This is a genomic window from Pseudoalteromonas sp. 68 DY56-GL68 (genome assembly GCF_041414825.1).
GTDB lineage: Bacteria > Pseudomonadota > Gammaproteobacteria > Enterobacterales > Alteromonadaceae > Pseudoalteromonas.
Genome location: NZ_JAOCZL010000021.1, coordinates 137,641 through 159,114 on the forward strand (window position 1 = coordinate 137,641; position 21,474 = coordinate 159,114).

Consider the following 21,474-nt stretch of genomic DNA (forward strand, 5'->3'; position numbering starts at 1 on the left):
GCTCGATAAAATTATGAGAATTTGAATAAATTGGTACGACCGAGTGGATTCGAACCACCGACCTCTACCATGTCAAGGTAGCGCTCTAACCAACTGAGCTACGGTCGTACAGGCAAATATCTTGGTACAACCGAGTGGATTCGAACCACCGACCTTTGGACTGGGCCATTAAAAGTGGTAGTGCTGTTTCCTTTGGTTATACCTATATCTTGGTACAACCGAGTGGATTCGAACCACCGACCCCTACCATGTCAAGGTAGTGCTCTAACCAACTGAGCTACGGTTGTATTTTGATATAAAATTGTTGTTTGTTTGGCTAAACAACGGAGGCTAATATATAGCGACTAGTTGTGTGAATCAAGCAGGATTAGCTATTTTTGTGTTAAGTGCTGTTTTTTTATTCATAACGGGCTAATTTCACACTCTTTATAAAAGTTTTGCCACCATTGTACGTGGCTTTTCGCTGATTGCTTTAGCTGCTCTAAAATAGCATGTTCGCCAGAAGCAGACACATAACGATGCATTGAGGTATCACCCCACACTTGTAAGTAGAGTGGCTGTAGGGCTTCTAACTTACCTGTCAAAAATGATTGATAGGGCTGTAGTTGCTGCAAATAAAACTTTTTGAAGATATTACTTAATGTGCGTGCTTTTTGTTTATTTTTATTGAGAGGGCATAACTCGTTACTTGAAAACTGAGTTAAAAGTTTTGTTAGTTGGTTATTATAACTAATCTGTGTTCTTGCTGCTGATATTAAAAGTTTATTGTAATTGAACTGGTTCAAAACCTGTAAGTTTTTAACAATTGACTCAGTATCTACATTTTTTACATTACCTGAATTTATCTGCTCAGCAAGTTTGGCAAATTCTTGCATTGCCTGTTCTGTCTCAGTAAAACCAGAGGTATCTTCTGCAAGATGCACAGATGTTAGCTGCCAAGTTTGTTTAAATTCTGGTTCGTTGTTGAGCATAGCTTGAAAAAAAGTAGGCAGGGCGATTGTTTTTTGCTCTGCTGTAAATGCTATTTTTTTATAAAGCTCATCACTTTGTTCAAGGGTTGCTAAGCAAGTATTTGCACTTTGTAAAAAATCTAATTGGTATTTCAATATATTTGCAGCTGAAGCGGTTTTGCCAAGTTGGTTATTGTGCTCAGCGATTAGAATCGCGAGTTTACATTGACGCAGTTGGGCAAGCTCAAGCATGCCAATGGTCGTATTATTATGTGCGTCAATTTTGTCATGTTGAACAGGGAAAGTAGTCGGCTTTTTTAACTCAAAATCGTTAAATTTAAGAACATTGTGTAGCCGCTGTGCATAGGTTTGATTAAGTTCTCCCGAAGACTCAGAACAAGCAACGACAAGGAAGCTCACCATAATCACAGTGAGCTTCAAAAAAGTTTTAGGTATGTTTAAAAGGTGCATGGTTAAATCGCCAATGTACTGTAAGCATCAACATAATAGCCGCAGCACTTAAACCTACAATAATTCCAATCCAAAAGCCGTGTGGGCCCATTGCTGATACTATTAAATCTGTACGAGCAAGTACGTAGCCAAGAGCAAAGCCGATCAACCAGTATGACACAAAGGTAATATAACCAATAGGGGCAGTGTATTTTAATCCTCGCAAAATACCATTAGCTGATACCTGTAGTGCATCGGGCAATTGATAGATACAAGCAAGCACCATGATTGATGAAGCAAGAGCGAGTACTTCAGGATTATCAGAATATAATTGACTTATCACATCACGTGCAAAAAAAGTGACAGTGGCTAATATAAAGGCAATTATTGCGGCTAAAATATAGCTAGTTTTAACTGCATTTTTAAGTTGATCGTAATGCTTTTGGCCAAATAGGTTTCCAATACGAATACTAATCGCAATAGATAAGCTCAGCGGCATCATGAATAACAACGTTGTGACACTGGCAGCAATTTGGTGGCCCGCTACAGCAACGGCTCCTAGATGCGCTATGAATAAAGGGATACATGCAAATAGAGTCACTTCAAAAAAAGTTGCTAAAGAAATTGGAATACCCACTTTTGTAATTGTCCACATAGTCGTTACTTTAGGTAAGGCAAAGTTTGCTAATAAAGATTTGGCGTTAATTTTTTGACTGAAGTGGCAGTATATAACTTGTGTTAACGCCATTGCGCTGAACACTAGGGCGGTCGCAATACCACAACCTGCACCGCCATAGGCATCAAAACCAAACTTTCCGTGAATAAATATATAATTAGCCGGAATATTCACTGCTAAGCCAATTAAGCTGATATAAAATGCAGGCTTAGTCATGCCCATACCTTCGGTTATATTCCGATATACGCTAAATAGTAAAAAGCCAAAAATCCCCCACTTAACAAAATAAATGTATTGCTCTGAAAGGGTTAAAATCGCTGGTGATGTATTTAACTGAACCAGCACTATATCGGCAAGGCTGGCAAGTCCTAGTCCAATAACACTCAATACCAGCGCTAAGTATAAGCCTTGTTGAAAATAATGGCTGATCCCTTGTTTATCATTGGAGCCAGCAAATTGAGCAATAATCCCTGTAAGTGCTAATAGAATTCCCTGTAATGCAAGCATTAGGGGGTTCCAAATACCTGTAGCGATAGACAATGCAGCGAGATCAGTTGCACTAACTTGCCCTGCCATAATAGTGTCCACCACCGTCATCAAAATAAGGGTAACTTGTGCCAAAAATACAGGGATGGCTAGAGAAATTAACCGTTTGGCTTCCCAACTACAAAAAGACATAAAATACACGACTAAATAAACAGGCAGCCATTGTAATCTATTCATAGATCAATAAAAATCGCTGTTACTTATTTAGTGAAGAAAAGAAGGTATATCTATGTTTACCGGAATTGTGCAGACCCAAGCGCTAGTTGAACATATAGCGACTCAAGAAGGTGTTTTAAGGCTCACTTTAAACGTTAAGGACGCTTATGCTAATAACCTAGCAATTGGTGCAAGTATTGCTATCAATGGGTGTTGTTTAACGGTTGTAAAGTTTGAAAAGATATCACAAGAAAACACCATAATTAGTTTCGATGTAATAGATGAAACCCTTAAGTTAACCAATTTAGGCCTTTTAAAAGTAAATGATATGGTTAACTTTGAACGTTCTGTAACATTTGGCACAGAACTCGGTGGCCATATTGTGTCTGGGCATATCCATACCATGGCGGAAATTTTAGCAATTACACATACACAAGATAACTGCAAAATTCAGTTAGCAATAGAAAATACTTGGCAAAAGTATGTTCTATATAAGGGTTTTGTGAGTGTAAATGGCGCAAGTCTTACGGTAGGAGAGGTCGATGAAAAGGGCTTTTGGTTGCACCTAATCCCAGAGACTCTCGCTATTACAAACCTAGATAGATATAGTGTTGGTGACAGGCTCAATATTGAAGTTGATCAACAAACTTACACTATCATCAACACAGTTGAGAACTACTTAGCTCGGCAAGCAAATTAAAAAATTTGTTCATCATCACTATCAACATGCAACTCTAGTTTGTTCTGCGCGTAATCTATATGCATATTCAAGTGAATAGGGTTGCAGCACGCACTGCAATCCTCGTAGTAATCTTGGTCACCATCACTGGCATCTAGTGCAACATGAATATGGTGACCACAATGAGGGCATGAAATACGTTGTGTGAAATGATTTTTCATCAGCTTTTACCTTAATCAGGCATGCCTGAATTAGTTAAATTGCAATCTTTATTAAACTCTAACCCATCAAAAATGAATTTATATTTAATACGATTGATATAACTTACTAGCCAGCTAATAAACAAGTGGCTAGCACCTGTATTTGAACATGTTCTAAGGCAAATTATAGTTCTGATTTTGCATTTATGACATTTGCTTTACAGCGGCATGGAGATTATTTAAGGAGTAAATTAATTTGTTGTTTAGCTTCAGTCAGATAGTGGCCAGCAAAAATATTCGCATTATTTAAAATAGGGTAAAGTTGATAAATTTGTTTGCGTTGCTGATAACCATTTTGTAGTGGGTATTGGCTATCGTATGCACTGTAGAATGCGTCTGGGAGTGGGGCAAATAACTCACTCATAGCAATATCGCATTCCCGATCACCATAATAACAGGCAGGGTTGTAAATACTTGGAACAGCATGAATGAATCCCATGTTTCTGCGCCAAAAGTCACCATGTAACAAAGATGGCTCGACTAGATGGCCGTGTAGCATGTCCTTTATAAAAGCAATAAACATATCTTGATTAACGAGTTCTATGCCTTTTTCATGCAGCAACTGAAGCTGCCAACCGATGCGCTCCTCAGCAAAAAATACATCCCATTTTTTATGCCACCTATTTGGTTGCACTGTCGGACCTAAAAAATTGTCGTTGTCATAACCAAACATGGCTTGTGTGTGTTTTTTATGTAGAGTTGCTAAGTGCTCGCCCATAATGTGCCAACAATCATGCGGTTGTTTATCATGTTCAAGCCACTCAAGCACAATGAAAGAAAATTCGATATTACTACCAACTGTGATGCAGTCGGGAACCATAAACAGGCTCTCTTGGGTAAGAAGTTTAAGGTTAAATGCTTCACATTCAAGGCGATCTAACTCACTGACATGTGCAACTTTTACAAAGTAACGGTGTGAATCATTGGCAAGCTCAAAATATTTATCGTTACTAGGTGATTGTAATTGGCGTTTAAAAGTATGTTTAAAGTCAAAGTGCATTGCTTGGCTAATTTGCTCATTCACTGAATTCCACATAGGTTTTGCTCACCTTTTGACCATCTAACTAAACTATGGCAAAAAGACGATGAATTAACAAACTCATAGCGTTAATATTATCAAGATTAATAAGATTTTCTGGGGAATTGAATGAACAAAAGTCTTGTGACTAATCTTGTCGCTGCGATTTTAGTATTGTTGGGCTTCTTGCTAGACAATGAAATTGTTTTATCAGTGGGCTTGTTTGCCTTGTCGGGCGCAGTAACAAACTGGGTTGCAATTCATATGTTGTTTGAAAAAGTCCCTTTTTTATATGGTTCGGGTGTTATAACAATTAAATTTGAATCGTTTAAAGTGGCGATTAAAAACTTGGTTATGACAGAGTTCTTTACTGAGCAAAAAATTGATCAAGTAATGGCAATGGCAAAGCCCAATATTGACCTTGAGCCAGTGATAGCAGATGTGAATCTGAGCCCCGCTTATGACTCATTAATCGAAGTGATTGAAGCTTCTCAATTTGGCAGTATGCTAGGAATGTTCGGTGGCCGACAGGCTTTAGAGCCGATGCGTGAGCCGTTTATCGTGAAAATGAAAGAGGCGGTAATTGACATTTCACACAGCGACGAGTTTAAAGCTATTTTAGATGACAAGCTTTTTGCAAGTTCGCATATTGGCAGCTCATTACATACGACAGTTGAGGCGCTAGTTGATGATCGCTTAAATGAGCTTACACCCACAATGGTAAAAAATATTATTCAAACAATGATTAAAGAGCATTTAGGCTGGTTAGTGATTTGGGGTGGCGTTTTTGGTGGCTTATTTGGCTTGCTAGCAGCACTTATTTAAAGGTTAGCAACAGGCATATAAAACCTGTTGCTAAGTGGCTTTACTTAGAACCAGCAATGACAATAACAGTATCATCAGCTGTTTTTGCCAAGTCATGAATACTTGTTTGGGTTGATTCTAATTTTAGATACTTTGCTGTCTTATTGAAGCCATAAATACTCGCAAATTTTGCAGTAGACATATTATTACATAGAAGCTTGTCTGAAATTACACGCCTATTGATGCCTAAGTCTCGCATTTTATGCACAAGATCTAAACGATTGTTTGAGGCAATTGCCATACACGTTTGCGTGCCAGGTGAATCATCTGCTGCTACAAATTGCGCTGCATTTGTATCAAAAGTAATCACAGATGAGCCAATAATAAGAGCTGTTCCAAGTGTTGTTGTTAACGTATTCATATTTCTCTCCGGTTGATGTCTTAGCGATTAAATGGTTTGAATGCTTATCCCATTTGGTTAGAACATCTTAATTATTAACTTATCTTTATCTGGTTGCTGTTAATGAAAATCGATAAGATGTAAGTAAGTATGAAGATATGTATAAATTAAACTAACCCATTGAAAAGTTTGTATATTAAGTATTACTTTTGACACAATTAACGAAAAGTATTTTTGCCTTTGAATTGAAAAAGCGAAATGGCGTTGGGTTTAATTTATGGTTTTAACTTCGTACTTACATTTGAGTATTTACACTAGCGCTAAATCAGTTTTACAACGCCTATTAAAACGTGAGGAGAATAAGTGACTAAAAAACTATCTGGCTATTATCAACAAGCTTATGCAGTAAGCTCAAAACACTTTAATCAGTGTTTCTACTGCGGCTGTGAAGCAACTGAGCGTGATTACTGTCCGCCACTGCATATGCTGCAAAGTATTGTTGATCTAGGAGAGGACGCTGAGTTTATCTCTATTCCAGCCTGTTATGAATGCTTTGCGTTACTGCATAATGAACGTGTCCTCACCATTGATGCACGTTTTATAAAAGTGAAAAAGAAAATAACAACGAAATACGCTAAGGCACTACGCATTTTCCATATGTGGCATGAAAGTGAACTTGATGATATGAGTGATGAGTTTGTTCATAGTATTCGGGCCGGTATGAAGTTAGGTGCAGAGGCGGCTGAGCGTTTAGCTTTTCAAGGTTATAGTTATGCGACTGAAGATGCCAGTGTCACTGTACGCGAAAAACGTGCAGAATTTGATGTGCAAGGTAAGACATTTTATGACTTTAAAGACGCACTCAATTATTGCATTAATGATCTTGGTGTCGATCGAAGTGAATTTTATAAGCTGGTGGTAGAAGATTATAACGGTGATTTTAACCGCGCTTTAGGCCAATACAGGCATCGCCATGACAGAGTAACCGCTGCCAGTGACGCAGATACGTTAATAAAAAGTTTTGCTAAGCAACACAAACAAAACTCTGATTTTGTTACACGAACAGTGAAACATTTTATCAACAAAGATCCGAGCTTAACTACCGAAGGTGCGTTAGAGCAGCTATATAACAATTACATAAAAAAATAGTGCTCTGTGAGGCTAGTTATTCATCTTGTATATTGGTCACTGGCCTCGTTTACTCGCATTAAAATTAACAATTAGTTAAAGTAATTAAATAATAAAAAAAGAGGAACGTAAGAATGCAAAAATTTGCACCATCCTTGTTGGTCATGGCGCTTGGTGTCGCGTTAGCCGGCTGTCAAGATAATGGCCCACAAGACCCTAGAGTCTCAATTAATAAAAACCCATATCCTAGCACTTATCAGCCACTTACTTCAACGAGTACCCTTATCACTAATGCGACTGTATTAACAGGCACCGGCGAGCGTTTAGACGAGGCTGATGTCTATTTTGTTGACGGCAAAGTACAACAAGTTGGTAAGGGGTTAAGTGTTCAAGCTGATACAACAATCGATGCACAAGGTAAATGGGTAACACCTGGGATTATTGACGTGCACTCACATTTAGGGGCTTATCCAACTCCATCGGTTGCATCTCACCAAGATGGTAATGAAATGACCAGCCCTGTGACTGCAGAGGTGTGGGTTGAGCATTCTGTATGGCCACAAGACCCTGGTTTTAATCGTGCTCGTGAGGGCGGTATTACGTCATTACAAATTCTACCAGGCTCAGCAAACTTGATTGGTGGTCGTGGTGTAACCCTTAAAAATGTTCCTTCGCATACAATGCAAGGTATGAAATTTCCTGATGCACCCTATGGTTTAAAAATGGCGTGTGGTGAAAACCCGAAACGTGTTTATGGCAGCAAAGGTGTTCTACCATCAACGCGTATGGGGAATATGGCAGGGTATCGTACTGCATGGATTGAAGCTGCTGAATATAAACGCCAATGGGATAAATACGACAGTGATTATGACGCGGGTAAGAACCCAGAAGTACCACATCGTGATATTAAGCTAGATACTCTAGCAGGTGTACTTGAGGGCGATATACTCATTCATAACCATTGCTATAAAGCAGAAGAAATGGCCATGATGATTGACCTTGGCAAAGAGTTTGGCTATCACTCAGGTACTTTCCACCACGGTGTTGAAGCATACAAAATAGCTGATTTACTAGCAGAAAATGGTAACTGTGCAGCACTTTGGCCAGATTGGTGGGGTTTTAAGATGGAAGCCTATGACATGGTTCAAGAGAACGTTGCAATTGTCGATGCAGTTAAAAATTCATGCGCTGTTGTTCACTCTGATTCAGATACAACTATTCAACGTCTAAACCAAGAAGCTGGGAAAGTTATGTATCGTGCAAACGATGTTGGTTATGACATTTCTGAACAACATGCAATTAAGTGGATCACCTCAAATGCGGCTAAATCGCTGGGTATTGATGATAAAACAGGTTCTCTTGAATCGGGTAAACAAGCTGATGTTGTTATCTGGAATCAAAACCCATTTAGTGTGTACGCAAAAGCTGAGCAAGTATTTATCGATGGTGCCAAAGTTTATGATCGTAACGATGATAAATACCAAGCACAAAGTGATTTCATGCTAGGTCAAAAATAGGAGTAACATTGATGACAAAATTAACTAAATCATTAAAGCTGTCACTTGTTGCTGCTGGCTTATTTTCTGCGACAGCAAGTGCTGCATCTGTGGCAATTGTAAATGCAACACTACACACTTCAACAGAGCAAGGTGTGCTAGAAGGCGCAAGCGTTGTTTTTGAAGATGGCAAAATTGTTGCAATTAACCCGACATCGATTAACGCAGACACAACTATTGATGCAAAAGGCCAAATCGTAACTGCAGGCTTTATCGGCACAATGAACCAACTTGGCTTAGTTGAGGTGGGAGCTGTTGCAGGCTCACGTGATGGTAGTGATGACAAAGCAACTATCGATTTTGATCCAAGTCTTGCGTTTAACCCACGTAGCAGCTTAATTCCTTACGCCCGAAAGGGTGGCATTACTCAAGATGTAATTGTCCCTAACGGCGGTGAAAGTATCTTTGCTGGCCTTGCATCTGTGGTTGATTTATCGGGTAGTTTTGAAAGTGTTAATAAAAAGCAAGTTGCACTTGTTGTTCACCTAGGTGAAAAGAGCAAGGGCTCTCGTGCGATGTCAATGAAAACACTTATCGACAAGCTTGAAGGTGAAAAGTCAGCTAAAAAAGATGACGAAAAAGTGCCTTCTACAGAGCAAAAAGTGCTAGCAGCAGTGCTTGCGGGTGACATGCCGCTGATTGCAAGTGTTCAACGCGCATCAGACATTTTTTCACTTGTTAAGCTAAAAGAAACCTATGGTATTAATTTAGTGATTCATGGCGGTGATGATGCTGTTGTAGTTGCTGATGCACTAGCAAAGGCTGATGTGCCTGTGATCATCAGTTCAATGGCTAACTTACCAGGTAGCTTTGACTCATTACATGCAAACCTTGCTAACGCAGGTAAGCTTGAAAAAGCCGGTGTTAAAGTGATTATTGGTGTTGCCGGTGACTCAAGCCATAACGTATACCAATTACGCTTTGATGCAGGTAACGCTGTATCTTACGGTATGACTCAACAGGGGGCTCTGAGTGCTGTAACGAGTAACATTGCCGATATATTTGGGCTTAATTCAGGTGCTGTTGCAACAGGTAAACGTGCCAATCTAGTTATGTGGTCTGCCGATCCTTTTGAGCTTAATTCACACGTGAGCAAAATGTGGATCAATGGTGAAGAGGTTTCTACCGAAGCACGTCAAGACAAACTACGTGAGCGTTACACAACAGATTCAGCTATGCCTCGAGCTTATACAAAATAAGCGCATTAGCTAACAAACTAAAAAGGCCGCAAATGCGGCCTTTTTCATATCAGTTAAAGGCGCTTATCAAGCACCTTATAACAGATTAAAACTAAACTAACTTAGCTAAAATATCATTAAATGTCGTGCTTGGACGCATCGCTTTGAATGCCGCATCGTCATTTGGCTGATAATAACCACCCACATTCATCGCTGGGCCTTGCGCATCGTTTAATTCAGTAACGATTTGGTCTTTTTGAGACTCAAGATCTGCGGCAATTTGTGTGAACTGTGATTTTAGTTCTGCGTCATCATTTTGTGCAGCAAGCTCTTGTGCCCAGAATAATGATAGGAAGAAGTGTGAACCACGGTTATCAATCTCTTTCACTTTACGCGAAGGTGATTTGTTTTCAGCAAGGAAAGTACCTGTTGCTTTATCTAGCGTATCAGCAAGAACTTGTGCTTTTTTGTTACCAGTATTTACCGCTAGGTGCTCTAAAGAAGCAGCAAGCGCTAAGAATTCACCTAATGAATCCCAACGTAAGTGGTTTTCTTTTTCGAATTGTTGAACGTGCTTAGGCGCTGAACCACCTGCACCTGTTTCGAATAAACCACCACCATTCATAAGAGGTACGATAGACAGCATTTTCGCACTGGTACCAAGCTCAAGAATTGGGAATAAGTCAGTTAGGTAATCACGTAAAACGTTACCTGTAACAGAAATTGTGTCTTTACCTTCTTTAATGCGCTCTAATGAGAATTGAGTTGCTTCTAGTGGCGCAAGAATACGAATGTCTAAACCATCAGTATCATGGTTTGGTAAATATGCATTCACTTTTTTGATTAACTGTGCATCGTGTGCGCGGTTTTCGTCTAACCAGAAAACAGCCGGTGTGCCTGTTGCACGAGCGCGGTTAACAGCAAGTTTAACCCAATCTTGAATAGGTGCATCTTTCACCTGACACATACGCCAGATATCGCCTTGCTCAACAGCGTGCTCAAGTAAAGTTGTACCAGCGCTGTCTACAACACGGATAGTACCTGCAGCCGCTACTTCAAACGTTTTATCATGTGAACCGTATTCTTCTGCTTTTTGAGCCATTAAGCCAACATTAGGCACGCTACCCATTGTTGTTGGATCGAATGCACCGTGTTCTTTACAGAAGTCGATAGTTGCTTGGTAAACACCTGAGTAACAACGATCTGGAATGACAAAGCTCGTGTCTTGTAATTTGCCTTCGCTGTTCCACATTTGACCGCTTGAACGAATTGCAGCAGGCATTGACGCATCAATGATCACATCACTTGGTACGTGAAGGTTAGTGATACCACGGTCAGAGTCAACCATCGCAATAGCTGGATTGTTGTCATAAACTGCTTGGATATCAGCTTCGATTTCTGCTTTTTTAGCAGCATCTAAACTTTCAATTTTAGAGAAAACATCGCCAAAACCGTTGTTTACGTCAACATCTAGCTCTTTGAAAAGATCAGCGTGTTTTGTGAATACGTCTTTAAAGAATACTTTTACAGCATGACCGAAGATGATTGGGTCAGACACTTTCATCATCGTTGCTTTCATGTGCAACGAGAACAACACACCTTTATCTTTTGCTGCTTGAATTTCTTTTGCAAGGAAAGCTTGAAGCTTAGCAGCACTCATGCGAGAAGCATCAATTACTTCACCCGCGAGTAATGGTGTGCTTGCTTTAAGAACTGTGATGTCACCATTCTCAGCAACGTGCTCGATTCGTACGTCAGTTGCTTGTGCAACCGTTACTGATTGCTCAGAACCAAAGAAGTCACCGTCTTCCATGCTTGCAACGTAAGATTGAGAATCTTTGCTCCATGCACCCATTGAGTGTGGATTGTTACGTGCGTACTCTTTTACTGAACTTGGAGCACGACGGTCTGAGTTACCTTCACGAAGTACAGGGTTTACAGCACTGCCTTTAATTTTGTCGTAAGTTGCTTTAACTTTTTTCTCTTCGTCTGTTTTTGGCTCAGAAGGATAATCAGGCAGGGCATAGCCTTTCTCTTGTAGCTCTTTGATTACTGCACGTAGTTGTGGAATTGACGCACTGATGTTTGGAAGCTTGATAATGTTTGCTTCAGGCGTTTTAGCCATTTCACCTAATTCAGCAAGGGCATCATTAATGCGTTGCTCTTCAGTTAGGTATTCTGGGAAGTTAGCAATTACACGGCCCGCTAATGAAATGTCACGCGTCTCAACTTCAACACCAGCTGCGTTAGTGTAAGCTTGGATAATTGGTAACAATGAATATGTTGCCAATGCTGGCGCTTCATCTGTTTTAGTATAGATAATTTTTGATGTCATCATCATTCCTAGATAGTTGGCGTAATGGTTGGTTAAGCTGTGAACAGCCACCCTTAATTAGCCATATTCAACAATGCAAATTTACTGCTATAAAATAGCAATCAGTCTGTTAGGTGTTACTACTTAATATTGGCTATCAAAATAGTCACAACTGACAGACTGTAAGGTTTTTAGCTTAACAGCTGACAAAATAAAATTAGCCATTAGCCTTAGTCAAAATTGACTAAATCGCTAAATTTAAGCAACAAGAGTGTAACAAGCTTGACTCTAAAGGGCTAATAACAATTCAACAATTTTGTCGTCAAATAGCTATTAATAAAAGTAGAAGTGGGGTTGAAAAATAGATTTTCAAGGTCATATCAGAAACATTAGGGGAGGGAAGTAAGCGAGGATCTTAACAAGGTCGCTCGCTTGGTACTCGAACAGGTTTTACCTAAGAGAGCTCATCGTTAGGGGCAATATTCGTTGCGTGTAACCCTTTTGGACCTTGTTGCAATTCGAATGTTACATCTTGACCAGCTTTAAGTGTTTTATAACCGTCCATTACAATCGTTGAGTAATGAGCGAATATATCAGTCTCGCTGCCGTCTTCTACGATGAAGCCAAAACCTTTGGCATTGTTGAACCATTTGACTTTTCCACAAGCCATACTTCTACATCCTTCTATAAGTTGACTAATTTAGTTATTCTAAACCGTGTAATTTGCTAGACTGACTAAGGTTTAATCAATCTATCTTTGACTGTAGTTTATTTAGTCAATCAGTCAAGTGTTTTGAACTATTTTTTAACAATTTATTTATTTTTTTATTCAAGTTTGCTTGAGTTCTAAAGACAAGACTATATTTAATTATGAGTGGCATGAAAGATTCTGGTGTTATTGAAACGGTTCGCGATAGTGAGAAGCAAAAGCTGCAACCACCGCGAAAATATAAAGTCATTTTGAATAATGATGATTACACGCCTATGGACTTTGTGATAGAAGTACTAATGACGTTTTTTAATATGGATAGCGAAAGAGCAACAGATGTGATGCTTCAGGTTCATCATAATGGTAAAGCAATTTGCGGTGTTTATAGCGCCGATGTTGCACATACCAAAGCTGAGCAAGTTAATCGTTATGCACGCGATAACGAGCATCCACTGCTATGTAGTTGTGAGCAGGAATAAATACCAAGGTAGGGTGAACATTTAGCCCATCACAACGGTATATAAATATTATCTCAGTAAGGGGTTGCCAATGCTAAACAAAGACTTAGAACTAACCTTAAATGCGGCGTTTCGCGAAGCGAGAACACGCCGCCATGAATTTATGACCGTCGAGCACCTTTTACTTGCGCTGCTCGATAACCCTTCTGCTGGAGAAGCGCTCAATGCGTGTGGCGTAGATATGGGCACTTTAAAAGTCGAGTTATCTGAATTTATCGATGAAACGACGCCTGTTATTCCTGATTTAGAAGAAGACCGTGAAACACAACCAACGTTAGGTTTTCAGCGTGTTCTGCAACGTGCTGTATTCCATGTACAATCATCAGGTAAAAATGAAGTTACTGGCGTCAACGTGCTGGTGGCTATCTTTTCTGAGCAAGAAAGCCAAGCCGTCTATTTACTGAAAAAAGCGGATGTAAATCGTCTTGATATTGTCAACTTTATCTCTCATGGCATTTCCAAAGCCGATGATGAAATTGGCGGTGAAGACCATGATGATATCCATGAAGAGGTACAAGAAGTTCAAGGTGAAGAGCCGACTAAGCTCGAGAACTTTACAACAAATCTTAACCAACAAGCGATTGATGGCAACATTGATCCTCTGGTTGGGCGAGACAGTGAAGTTGAGCGTACAGTTCAAGTTTTATGTCGTCGTAAGAAAAATAACCCGCTGCTTGTTGGTGAAGCTGGGGTAGGTAAAACGGCTATTGCTGAAGGTCTTGCTTATCGTATTGTCAACAAAGAAGTACCTGAAGTAATTGCTGATGCGGTTGTTTATTCACTTGATATGGGTGCATTACTGGCCGGTACAAAGTACCGTGGTGATTTTGAGAAGCGCTTTAAATCACTGCTCAAAGAGCTGCAAGCAAAACCTGGGTCTATTCTATTTATCGATGAGATCCACACCATCATCGGTGCTGGAGCGGCATCAGGTGGTGTAATGGATGCTTCTAATCTAATTAAACCGCTACTTTCAAGTGGTAAATTGCGTTGCATGGGATCTACCACTTATAACGAGTTTAAAAATATCTTTGAAAAAGATCGTGCACTGGTGCGTCGTTTTCAAAAAATTGATGTTCTTGAGCCAAGTGTTTCAGACACCACTAAGATTCTTAATGGTTTGAAAGAGCGTTATGAAGAACATCATGGCATACGCTATACACAAAAAGCACTTAAAGCAGCTGCAGAGCTAAGTGCTAAATATATTAATGAACGCCACTTACCAGACAAAGCAATTGATGTTATCGATGAGGCAGGGGCTAATCAGCGCTTACAGCCTATATCAAAACGTAAGAAAACGATTGGCGTATCCGATATTGAACTGATCGTATCGAAAATGGCGCGTATTCCACAGCAAAGCGTGTCTTCAAGTGATAAAGAGACGCTGAAAAACCTTGACCGTAACTTAAAAATGTTAGTGTTTGGGCAAGACCAGTCAATTGACGCGCTCACGTCTGCTATTCGATTATCACGTTCAGGCCTTGCAAATGAAGATAAACCAGTGGGCTCGTTCTTATTTGCAGGTCCTACAGGGGTTGGTAAAACAGAGGTGACTAAACAACTTGCTAAGTGTATGGGCGTTGAATTTATTCGCTTTGATATGTCTGAGTATGTTGAGCGTCATGCAGTCAGCCGTTTAATTGGTGCGCCTCCAGGTTATGTTGGTTTTGAGCAAGGCGGTCTATTGACTGAAGCGGTTATCAAAAACCCGCATGCCGTGGTACTCCTTGATGAAATCGAAAAAGCACACTCTGATATTTACAACATCTTATTACAAGTTATGGATCACGGTACATTGACTGATAATAACGGCCGCAAAGCTGATTTCAGAAATGTTGTGTTGGTGATGACAACGAATGCAGGTGTGCAAGAGACTGTGCGTAAGTCAATAGGTTTTACTGAGCAAGATCATTCACACGATGCAATGAGTGAAATTAACAAGGTATTTTCACCAGAATTTAGAAACCGTTTAGATAATATTATTTGGTTCAACCACCTTGAAAAAGAGGTGATTCTACAAGTAGTTGATAAGTTTATTGTTGAATTACAAGCACAACTTGATAAAAAATCGGTTAATTTGGAGCTGACTTCTAAAGCACGAGAGCTGTTAGCTGATAAAGGCTACGATAAAGCAATGGGTGCGCGTCCTATGGCTCGCGTTATCCAAGAGGAGCTTAAAAAGCCACTCGCTAATGAAATATTATTCGGTGAGTTATCAGATGGGGGCTCTGTAAAAGTCTCCGTGAAGGATAAGAAAATTCACTTTGAATATGAAACAAGCTTAGAAACAGCCTAAAACAGGTAACAAAAAGCCCAGCAAATGCTGGGCTTTTTGTTTATTAAATGGAATTAAAACTAAGACTAGTTTTAACACCATTTAACAAACGCTTTTAGCTCTTTGTAATAAACACATCTGCTCATTCAAAGCAGCAAAAAGCTAAATCTCTCGTTAACGCACTAGCGAGCACGGAATACGATGCGACCTTTCGATAAATCGTAAGGAGTCATTTCTACGGTTACTTTGTCGCCAGTTAAGATGCGGATGTAGTTTTTGCGCATTTTACCAGAGATATGAGCCACAACAACGTGACCATTTTCTAGCTCAACTCGGAACATTGTATTTGGTAAAGTATCAAGGACTGTCCCTTGCATTTCGATTACGTCTTCTTTCGCCATGTTTAGCGTAACACCTCTTTAATAGTTAAACGCTGCAGATTTTGCCGAAAATACAGCAATAAGTAAAGCTACAGGGCTTAATTTTGTAAATTAAATCGCCAACCACTGATCGCCAATGTGCTTTTGTGCTGGCAAAAATTGGGTTTTATATTTCATTTTATTGCATTCGTCTATTTGATAGCCTAAGTAGACAAATTGTTTTTGTTGTTGCTTTGCAAATTCTATTTGGTGCATGATCATTACACTGCCGAGGCTGTACGATTCGTAGTCAGGGTCAAAAAACGTATAAATAGCAGAGACGGCATTATCCATATTATCAGTAACAGCAACTGCAACAAGTTTATCTCCATCACGTAGCTCAATAAATGTGATAGGTAACCACTGACAGAATAAAAAACTTTCGTACTGATTTTGTTCTGGTGGGTACATTGAACCATCTTGATGGCGCTGCGTTATGTATTTGCAGTAAAGAGGGTAATAGTCTGCTCGTTCATACTCACTGTAATTAACAGTGAATACTTTTTGCGCTTTGTTTAATTTACGTTTTTGTGATTTTGAGGGTTGAAACGTCTGTGCAAGCACCCTTATCGAATTACATGCCTTGCACGCTGGACAGTGCGGTCGATAAATTTGATCGCCACTGCGCCTAAATCCTAGCGCGAGTAGTTGTTCAAACTTCTCAGCGCAGTAACAGCTTGGATCAAGAATAACTAACAGTTGTTCTTGTCGGTTTGGTAAATAACTGCAATCAAATTGCTGGCTCAAACCTAGCCTAGTGGGTAAATGCTCAGTCATAAATATTTATCAACTCTTGCGGTTGCCACATGTGCGATGTTGGTACGTATTGTTGGGCTAGTTTAAGTCTAGTTAAAAATTCAGTCCGCGGGATAACTTTTGCACCTAGCGTTATCAGGTAGGGATTTTCAAGTTGGCAATCAATAAAATGTGCATTATGTTTTTTTAACCAATTGACAAGCGCCCACATAGCTAACTTCGAACCATTGGATGTATGATGAAACATTGATTCGCCACAAAATATACCGTTTTGCATAATGCCATAAAGGCCAGCGACCAAATGGTCATCTTGCCAAATTTCAAGGCTATGCGCGACACCTTGATGATGTGCTTCGATGTAGGCATGCATCATTTGTTCAGTGATCCACGTACCTTCGGCATCTAAGCGCTGCTCTCGACAGGCATTAATAACATGTGCAAACGCTTGGTTGACCGTGACGCGAACAGGAGTGCGCTTCAAATGTTTTTTCAAACTTCGGCTCACGTGAAATTCGTCCAACTCGATAACACCACGCATGCTAGGCGACCACCACATAATCGGCTCATAATCACTAAACCATGGAAAGACACCATGTTTGTAAGCATTTTTGATGCGTTCAACGGATAAATCGCCACCAATAGCTAATAAGCCATCTGGCTCGTCAAGCGCAAATTCAGGATTTGGAAAATCGACACCCTCGGCTGAGAGTTGGTATAGTTGCTTGATCATATTGCGTTATCGTTGTTATTTAGCTTAATTTTAACAAAATCTTAGTTATAAAAAAGGGGCTGTTGGTAACAGCCCCTAAATTTGTTGTGTTAGATTAACAAAATTATAGGTTATCTAAGAAACGCTCTGCATCAAGTGCTGCCATACAGCCAGTACCAGCTGATGTGATTGCTTGACGGTAAATGTGATCAGACACATCGCCTGCAGCAAACACGCCTGGGACGCTTGTTTGTGTTGCGTTACCGTTTAAGCCAGATTCAACAACTAAATAGCCGTCTTTCATTTCAAGCTGACCTTCAAACATGTCGGTATTTGGTTTGTGACCAATTGCGATAAATACACCAGCAAGATCAAGGTTTTCTGTTTCTTGTGAATCTGTAGCCTTGATACGGATACCTGTCACACCCATTTCATCGCCTAATACTTCGTCTAAAGTACGGTTATAATGTAAAACTACATTACCGTTCTGTGCTTTCTCTTTTAAGCGATCTGATAAGATTTTTTCACTGCGGAAGCTATCACGACGGTGAATTACATGAACTTCTTCTGCAATATTAGATAAGTATAACGCCTCTTCAACAGCCGTATTACCACCACCAACAACCGCAACCTTTTGACCACGATAAAAGAAACCATCACAGGTTGCACACGCTGAAACACCGCGGCCTTGGAAGTTTGTTTCAGACTCTAAGCCTAAGTATTTTGCAGAAGCACCTGTTGCAATGATAAGCGCGTCACAGGTATACGTACCAGAGTCACCAGTTAATGTGAAAGGGCGTTTAGATACATCTACTTTGTTAATATGATCAAAAACAATTTCTGTTTCAAAGCGCTCAGCATGTTCTTTCATTCGCTCCATTAACGCAGGACCCGTTAGACCATGAGCATCACCAGGCCAGTTTTCAACTTCTGTGGTGGTTGTTAATTGTCCACCCTGTTGAATACCGGTAATAAGAACCGGATTAAGGTTGGCACGGGCAGCGTAAACAGCTGCGGTGTAACCAGCAGGGCCTGAGCCTAAAATGAGAAGTTTACAATGTTTTGCGTTCGTCATGGTTTTTCCTAAATACGTTTTAATACGATTGTTAATGCGCCCGATTCTAAGAAAAACAAGGCGGATGTAAACAAAAGGGCTGATTATTTTTTTGCAGAAATCGCAAAGCTGTCAAATAATCCTTACTTAAAAAAGTATGTATAAACAAATATACGAGTCAAACCAGCAGTACGTACTTATTAAGTAAATACTCTATTAGTAGAGTTTAGAGCTCGGTTTTGGTTATTAAATAATCACAAAGTAATGTATTGCACCAACAAAGTACGTTTATTCATGACCAAGCAATTTTTTTTTGGTATGTTTTAGCTAATTTTGATATTAGCTTACACACAAGAGCTAAACAACCGAACAGGCAACTATGGTATTTTGGCAGGAAAAGCCCGCATTTGGGCTGACTACAGAAGATATAAAAGTCTTAACCAATGCAAAAGAATATCGCAGTGAGTTATTACGACTAATTCGCACAGCGACAAAAAGAATTTATATTACTGCGTTGTACTTGCAAGATGATGAAGCAGGACGTGAAATACTAAGCGCTTTACATGAAGCATCTTTGGCTAATCCCGAATTAGATATAAAGGTGTTGGTAGATTTTCATCGCGCGCAACGAGGTTTAATTGGTGCTGCAAAATCAGAGGGTAACGCCAGCATGTATTGCGACTTTCTCGAAAAGTTTCAATCTAATGTGCAAGTTTATGGTGTGCCAGTTAAGGCAAAAGAACTATTTGGCGTACTACATTTAAAGGGTTTTGTTATTGATGACACCTTGCTTTACAGCGGAGCAAGCCTAAATAACGTGTACTTACAACAAGATGATAAATATCGCCTTGACCGTTATTTTCTTGTTAATCAAGCAGGCTTATGTAATTCGGTTATTGATTTTATACATACGTACCTACTTAGTTCTGAAGCTGTCCCGCGTCTCGACTGCCGTCCCTTAACAAAATTTAATGATATAAAAGTTGCGCAAAAGCAGCTAATGAGAGAGCTTAAATCTGCCAGCTATAACAGTGCCAGTGAAGCAAGTTCTGCACAACTGGGGGTTCGGCTATTTTTGGGCCTCGGTCGCCGTAGTAATAAGCTAAACCGCTTAATTAAGTCTTTGTTTGATACGACAGAGCAAGAGTTAGTTCTGTACACACCTTATTTTAATTTTCCTGCGCCGTTACTGCGATCGCTACGTCGATTATTAAAACAAGGTAAACAAGTGACTATTGTGGTAGGCGATAAAACGGCAAATGATTTTTATCTTCCACCCAGTGAGCCATTTAGTAAAATTGGGGCATTACCGTATTTATATGAAACGATTTTATATAAGTTTTTAAAATCTCAAAAGCGTCATATTGTCAATGGCAACTTAAATGTCTATCTGTGGAAGCATGAAAGCAATTCTTTTCATTTGAAGGGAATTTGCAGAGATAATCGTACTCATTTATTGAGTGGTCATAATCTAAACCCTCGTGCGTGGGGATTAGATATCGAGAATGGTATTTTAATTGATGATCCTGAGCAACGAATCTTGCCACAAATTGAGCAAGAGAAAAAAGCCATTTTAACTCACTGTCGTCGACTGACAGGGCCGCAGGACTTAGAAACAATGGACGATTATCCTTTGCCAGTTAAAAAGTTACTTGGGCAAGCTAAGCGTGTAAAGGTCGACTTTATTATCAAACGGTTTATTTAATCTCAGTAATAAACAGATATAAAAAAAGCAGCGAATTCGCTGCTTTTTTTGTGCCAAAATGCTAATTAAGCATTTTCAACCGCTGTACGTGGGTCAACATATTCCATGTTGAATGCTTCAGCTACTTCTTTATAAGTAACTTGGCCTTTGATCACGTTTAAGCCTTTTAAGAAGTGTGCATCGTCAAGAAGCGCTTTCTTGTAGCCTTTGTTAGCAAGGTTGATGATAAATGGTAATGTCGCGTTGTTTAGTGCGAACGTAGAAGTACGTGGAACAGCACCTGGCATGTTAGCAACACAGTAGTGAACAACGTCATCAACGATGTATGTAGGATCTGCGTGAGTTGTTGCTTTAGATGTTGCGATACAACCACCTTGGTCGATTGCAACGTCAACGATTGCAGAACCAGGTTTCATTGCTTTAATGTGCTCAGCAGTTACAAGTTTAGGCGCAGCTGCACCTGGGATTAATACGCCACCGATTACAAGGTCAGCTTCTAGTACGTGTTTTTCTAACGCGTCAGCAGTAGAGTAGATAGCTTGTACTTTATTACCAAATTGCGCGTCTAGAGCACGAAGTACATCGATATTACGATCAAGTACGACAACGTTAGCACCTAGGCCAACAGCCATCTGCGCTGCACTACGACCAACCATGCCACCGCCGATAACAACAACTTTAGCTGGCTCAACACCTGGTACACCACCAAGTAACATACCACGACCGTGGTTAGATTTCTCTAACGCTTGTGCACCCGCTTGAATAGACATACGGCCAGCAACTTCACTCATAGGAGCAAGAAGTGGTAAACCACCACGTGCATCAGTTACTGTTTCGTAAGCGATACACACAGCACCACTTTTAACTAGGTCTTCAGTTTGTGGAAGATCTGGTGCCAAGTGAAGATAAGTAAATAGAATTTGGTCTTCACGTAACATCGCACGCTCAACAGCTTGTGGCTCTTTTACTTTAACGATCATGTCAGCTTTAGCAAAAACGTCTGCTGCTGTAGGAAGAATTTCAGCGCCTGCAATAACATAGTCTTCATTAGTGAAGCCAATGCCCATACCTGCATCAGTTTCAACAAACACTTGGTGGCCATGGTTTACTAATTCACGAACACTCGCAGGAACCATACCTACACGGTATTCATGGTTTTTAATTTCTTTAGGTACACCAATAATCATAATTTTTCGCCTTAATAGAACGGGATG

At 39.9% G+C, this 21,474-nt stretch carries 20 protein-coding genes and 2 tRNA genes; 8 read left to right on the plus strand and 14 right to left on the minus strand.

Going from position 1 to position 21,474, the window contains the following annotated elements:
• Positions 1 to 31: 31 nt before the first annotated feature.
• The 4 genes from NYF15_RS15010 to NYF15_RS15025 form a co-directional block, all read right to left on the minus strand.
• Positions 32 to 108, minus strand: a tRNA-Val gene (locus NYF15_RS15010).
• Between the two features lie 102 nt (positions 109 to 210).
• Positions 211 to 287, minus strand: a tRNA-Val gene (locus NYF15_RS15015).
• A 114-nt stretch (positions 288 to 401) separates the two neighbouring features.
• The gene (locus NYF15_RS15020) at positions 402 to 1,421 is read right to left on the minus strand and encodes a DUF3080 family protein (protein WP_371353980.1); all 1,020 of its coding nucleotides are present in this window, start codon (positions 1,419 to 1,421) and stop codon (positions 402 to 404) included.
• Entirely contained in the window at positions 1,399 to 2,754 is a 1,356-nt protein-coding gene (locus NYF15_RS15025) for an MATE family efflux transporter (protein WP_371354217.1), read from the minus strand. Before NYF15_RS15025 ends, NYF15_RS15020 begins: the two co-directional genes overlap by 23 nt.
• 97 nt (positions 2,755 to 2,851) lie before the next feature.
• Between NYF15_RS15025 and NYF15_RS15030 the strand changes: the two genes are divergently transcribed.
• Positions 2,852 to 3,478: a riboflavin synthase subunit alpha gene (locus tag NYF15_RS15030; protein ID WP_130149982.1), complete on the plus strand. Its 627-nt coding sequence runs from the start codon at positions 2,852 to 2,854 to the stop codon at positions 3,476 to 3,478.
• Here the strand turns inward: NYF15_RS15030 and NYF15_RS15035 are convergent.
• Positions 3,475 to 3,678 carry a CPXCG motif-containing cysteine-rich protein gene (locus tag NYF15_RS15035; RefSeq protein ID WP_062569194.1) on the minus strand — a complete coding sequence of 68 codons (204 nt, stop codon included), beginning with the start codon at positions 3,676 to 3,678 and terminating at the stop codon, positions 3,475 to 3,477. The genes NYF15_RS15030 and NYF15_RS15035 overlap by 4 nt on opposite strands.
• A 214-nt stretch (positions 3,679 to 3,892) precedes the next feature.
• On the minus strand, positions 3,893 to 4,753 hold the full coding sequence (locus tag NYF15_RS15040; RefSeq protein ID WP_130149981.1) for a fructosamine kinase family protein: 861 nt from the start codon (positions 4,751 to 4,753) through the stop codon (positions 3,893 to 3,895).
• A gap of 111 nt (positions 4,754 to 4,864) precedes the next feature.
• Here NYF15_RS15040 and NYF15_RS15045 point away from each other — a divergent pair, with 111 nt between their 5' ends.
• Positions 4,865 to 5,560 carry a DUF445 domain-containing protein gene (locus NYF15_RS15045; RefSeq protein WP_237118484.1) on the plus strand — a complete coding sequence of 232 codons (696 nt, stop codon included), beginning with the start codon at positions 4,865 to 4,867 and terminating at the stop codon, positions 5,558 to 5,560.
• 40 nt (positions 5,561 to 5,600) lie between these two features.
• Here NYF15_RS15045 and NYF15_RS15050 read toward each other — a convergent pair whose 3' ends face one another.
• Positions 5,601 to 5,960, minus strand: coding sequence for a DUF3718 domain-containing protein (locus tag NYF15_RS15050; protein ID WP_130149979.1), 360 nt, complete (start codon positions 5,958 to 5,960; stop codon positions 5,601 to 5,603).
• 342 nt (positions 5,961 to 6,302) lie between these two features.
• On the opposite strand from NYF15_RS15050, the gene NYF15_RS15055 reads away from it, so the two are divergent.
• From NYF15_RS15055 to NYF15_RS15065, 3 genes are all read left to right on the plus strand, one after another.
• A complete protein-coding gene (locus NYF15_RS15055) occupies positions 6,303 to 7,088 on the plus strand; it encodes a hypothetical protein (protein ID WP_371353981.1) in 786 nt (261 codons plus the stop codon).
• 113 nt (positions 7,089 to 7,201) lie between these two features.
• Complete coding sequence (locus tag NYF15_RS15060; RefSeq protein WP_237118487.1) at positions 7,202 to 8,584, plus strand: amidohydrolase; 1,383 nt, start codon at positions 7,202 to 7,204, stop codon at positions 8,582 to 8,584.
• Positions 8,585 to 8,595: 11 nt separating this feature from the next.
• Positions 8,596 to 9,822, plus strand: a complete 1,227-nt coding sequence (locus NYF15_RS15065) for an amidohydrolase family protein (protein WP_371353982.1) — start codon at positions 8,596 to 8,598, stop codon at positions 9,820 to 9,822.
• 91 nt (positions 9,823 to 9,913) lie between these two features.
• Here the strand turns inward: NYF15_RS15065 and NYF15_RS15070 are convergent, their stop codons facing one another.
• Both NYF15_RS15070 and cspD read right to left on the minus strand, forming a co-directional pair.
• Complete coding sequence (locus NYF15_RS15070; protein ID WP_371353983.1) at positions 9,914 to 12,136, minus strand: NADP-dependent isocitrate dehydrogenase; 2,223 nt, start codon at positions 12,134 to 12,136, stop codon at positions 9,914 to 9,916.
• Positions 12,137 to 12,569: 433 nt separating this feature from the next.
• Positions 12,570 to 12,785 carry a cold shock domain-containing protein CspD gene (cspD, locus tag NYF15_RS15075; RefSeq protein WP_062569186.1) on the minus strand — a complete coding sequence of 72 codons (216 nt, stop codon included), beginning with the start codon at positions 12,783 to 12,785 and terminating at the stop codon, positions 12,570 to 12,572.
• A gap of 209 nt (positions 12,786 to 12,994) precedes the next feature.
• Between cspD and clpS the strand changes: the two genes are divergently transcribed.
• Complete coding sequence (gene clpS, locus NYF15_RS15080; protein ID WP_193988873.1) at positions 12,995 to 13,303, plus strand: ATP-dependent Clp protease adapter ClpS; 309 nt, start codon at positions 12,995 to 12,997, stop codon at positions 13,301 to 13,303.
• Positions 13,304 to 13,373: 70 nt separating this feature from the next.
• On the plus strand, positions 13,374 to 15,638 hold the full coding sequence (clpA, locus tag NYF15_RS15085) for an ATP-dependent Clp protease ATP-binding subunit ClpA (protein ID WP_371353984.1): 2,265 nt from the start codon (positions 13,374 to 13,376) through the stop codon (positions 15,636 to 15,638).
• Between the two features lie 161 nt (positions 15,639 to 15,799).
• On the opposite strand, the gene infA is transcribed toward clpA, so the two are convergent.
• From infA to trxB, 4 genes are all read right to left on the minus strand, one after another.
• Entirely contained in the window at positions 15,800 to 16,018 is a 219-nt protein-coding gene (gene infA / locus NYF15_RS15090) for a translation initiation factor IF-1 (RefSeq protein WP_002962494.1), read from the minus strand.
• A 90-nt stretch (positions 16,019 to 16,108) separates the two neighbouring features.
• Positions 16,109 to 16,813 (minus strand): arginyltransferase, encoded by a 705-nt coding sequence (locus NYF15_RS15095; RefSeq protein WP_371353985.1) that lies wholly within the window; start codon positions 16,811 to 16,813, stop codon positions 16,109 to 16,111.
• Positions 16,806 to 17,522 carry a leucyl/phenylalanyl-tRNA--protein transferase gene (gene aat, locus NYF15_RS15100; RefSeq protein WP_130149972.1) on the minus strand — a complete coding sequence of 239 codons (717 nt, stop codon included), beginning with the start codon at positions 17,520 to 17,522 and terminating at the stop codon, positions 16,806 to 16,808. The genes NYF15_RS15095 and aat overlap by 8 nt, the downstream gene beginning before the upstream one ends.
• 103 nt (positions 17,523 to 17,625) lie before the next feature.
• The gene (gene trxB, locus NYF15_RS15105; protein ID WP_237118491.1) at positions 17,626 to 18,576 is read right to left on the minus strand and encodes a thioredoxin-disulfide reductase; all 951 of its coding nucleotides are present in this window, start codon (positions 18,574 to 18,576) and stop codon (positions 17,626 to 17,628) included.
• 358 nt (positions 18,577 to 18,934) lie between these two features.
• Between trxB and pssA the strand changes: the two genes are divergently transcribed.
• A complete protein-coding gene (pssA, locus tag NYF15_RS15110; RefSeq protein WP_371353986.1) occupies positions 18,935 to 20,260 on the plus strand; it encodes a CDP-diacylglycerol--serine O-phosphatidyltransferase in 1,326 nt (441 codons plus the stop codon).
• 65 nt (positions 20,261 to 20,325) lie between these two features.
• Here the strand turns inward: pssA and ald are convergent, their stop codons facing one another.
• Complete coding sequence (gene ald / locus NYF15_RS15115; protein ID WP_130149970.1) at positions 20,326 to 21,447, minus strand: alanine dehydrogenase; 1,122 nt, start codon at positions 21,445 to 21,447, stop codon at positions 20,326 to 20,328.
• Positions 21,448 to 21,474 lie beyond the last annotated feature (27 nt).

Coding starts and splice junctions, on each gene's coding strand:
- NYF15_RS15020 (WP_371353980.1), bottom strand. CDS start 1,421: ATGCACCTTTTAAACATACCTAAAACTTTTTTGAAGCTCACTGTGATT.
- NYF15_RS15025 (WP_371354217.1), bottom strand. CDS start 2,754: ATGTCTTTTTGTAGTTGGGAAGCCAAACGGTTAATTTCTCTAGCCATC.
- NYF15_RS15030 (WP_130149982.1), top strand. CDS start 2,852: ATGTTTACCGGAATTGTGCAGACCCAAGCGCTAGTTGAACATATAGCG.
- NYF15_RS15035 (WP_062569194.1), bottom strand. CDS start 3,678: ATGAAAAATCATTTCACACAACGTATTTCATGCCCTCATTGTGGTCAC.
- NYF15_RS15040 (WP_130149981.1), bottom strand. CDS start 4,753: ATGTGGAATTCAGTGAATGAGCAAATTAGCCAAGCAATGCACTTTGAC.
- NYF15_RS15045 (WP_237118484.1), top strand. CDS start 4,865: ATGAACAAAAGTCTTGTGACTAATCTTGTCGCTGCGATTTTAGTATTG.
- NYF15_RS15050 (WP_130149979.1), bottom strand. CDS start 5,960: ATGAATACGTTAACAACAACACTTGGAACAGCTCTTATTATTGGCTCA.
- NYF15_RS15060 (WP_237118487.1), top strand. CDS start 7,202: ATGCAAAAATTTGCACCATCCTTGTTGGTCATGGCGCTTGGTGTCGCG.
- NYF15_RS15065 (WP_371353982.1), top strand. CDS start 8,596: ATGACAAAATTAACTAAATCATTAAAGCTGTCACTTGTTGCTGCTGGC.
- NYF15_RS15070 (WP_371353983.1), bottom strand. CDS start 12,136: ATGACATCAAAAATTATCTATACTAAAACAGATGAAGCGCCAGCATTG.
- cspD (WP_062569186.1), bottom strand. CDS start 12,785: ATGGCTTGTGGAAAAGTCAAATGGTTCAACAATGCCAAAGGTTTTGGC.
- clpS (WP_193988873.1), top strand. CDS start 12,995: ATGAAAGATTCTGGTGTTATTGAAACGGTTCGCGATAGTGAGAAGCAA.
- clpA (WP_371353984.1), top strand. CDS start 13,374: ATGCTAAACAAAGACTTAGAACTAACCTTAAATGCGGCGTTTCGCGAA.
- infA (WP_002962494.1), bottom strand. CDS start 16,018: ATGGCGAAAGAAGACGTAATCGAAATGCAAGGGACAGTCCTTGATACT.
- NYF15_RS15095 (WP_371353985.1), bottom strand. CDS start 16,813: ATGACTGAGCATTTACCCACTAGGCTAGGTTTGAGCCAGCAATTTGAT.
- aat (WP_130149972.1), bottom strand. CDS start 17,522: ATGATCAAGCAACTATACCAACTCTCAGCCGAGGGTGTCGATTTTCCA.
- trxB (WP_237118491.1), bottom strand. CDS start 18,576: ATGACGAACGCAAAACATTGTAAACTTCTCATTTTAGGCTCAGGCCCT.
- pssA (WP_371353986.1), top strand. CDS start 18,935: ATGGTATTTTGGCAGGAAAAGCCCGCATTTGGGCTGACTACAGAAGAT.
- ald (WP_130149970.1), bottom strand. CDS start 21,447: ATGATTATTGGTGTACCTAAAGAAATTAAAAACCATGAATACCGTGTA.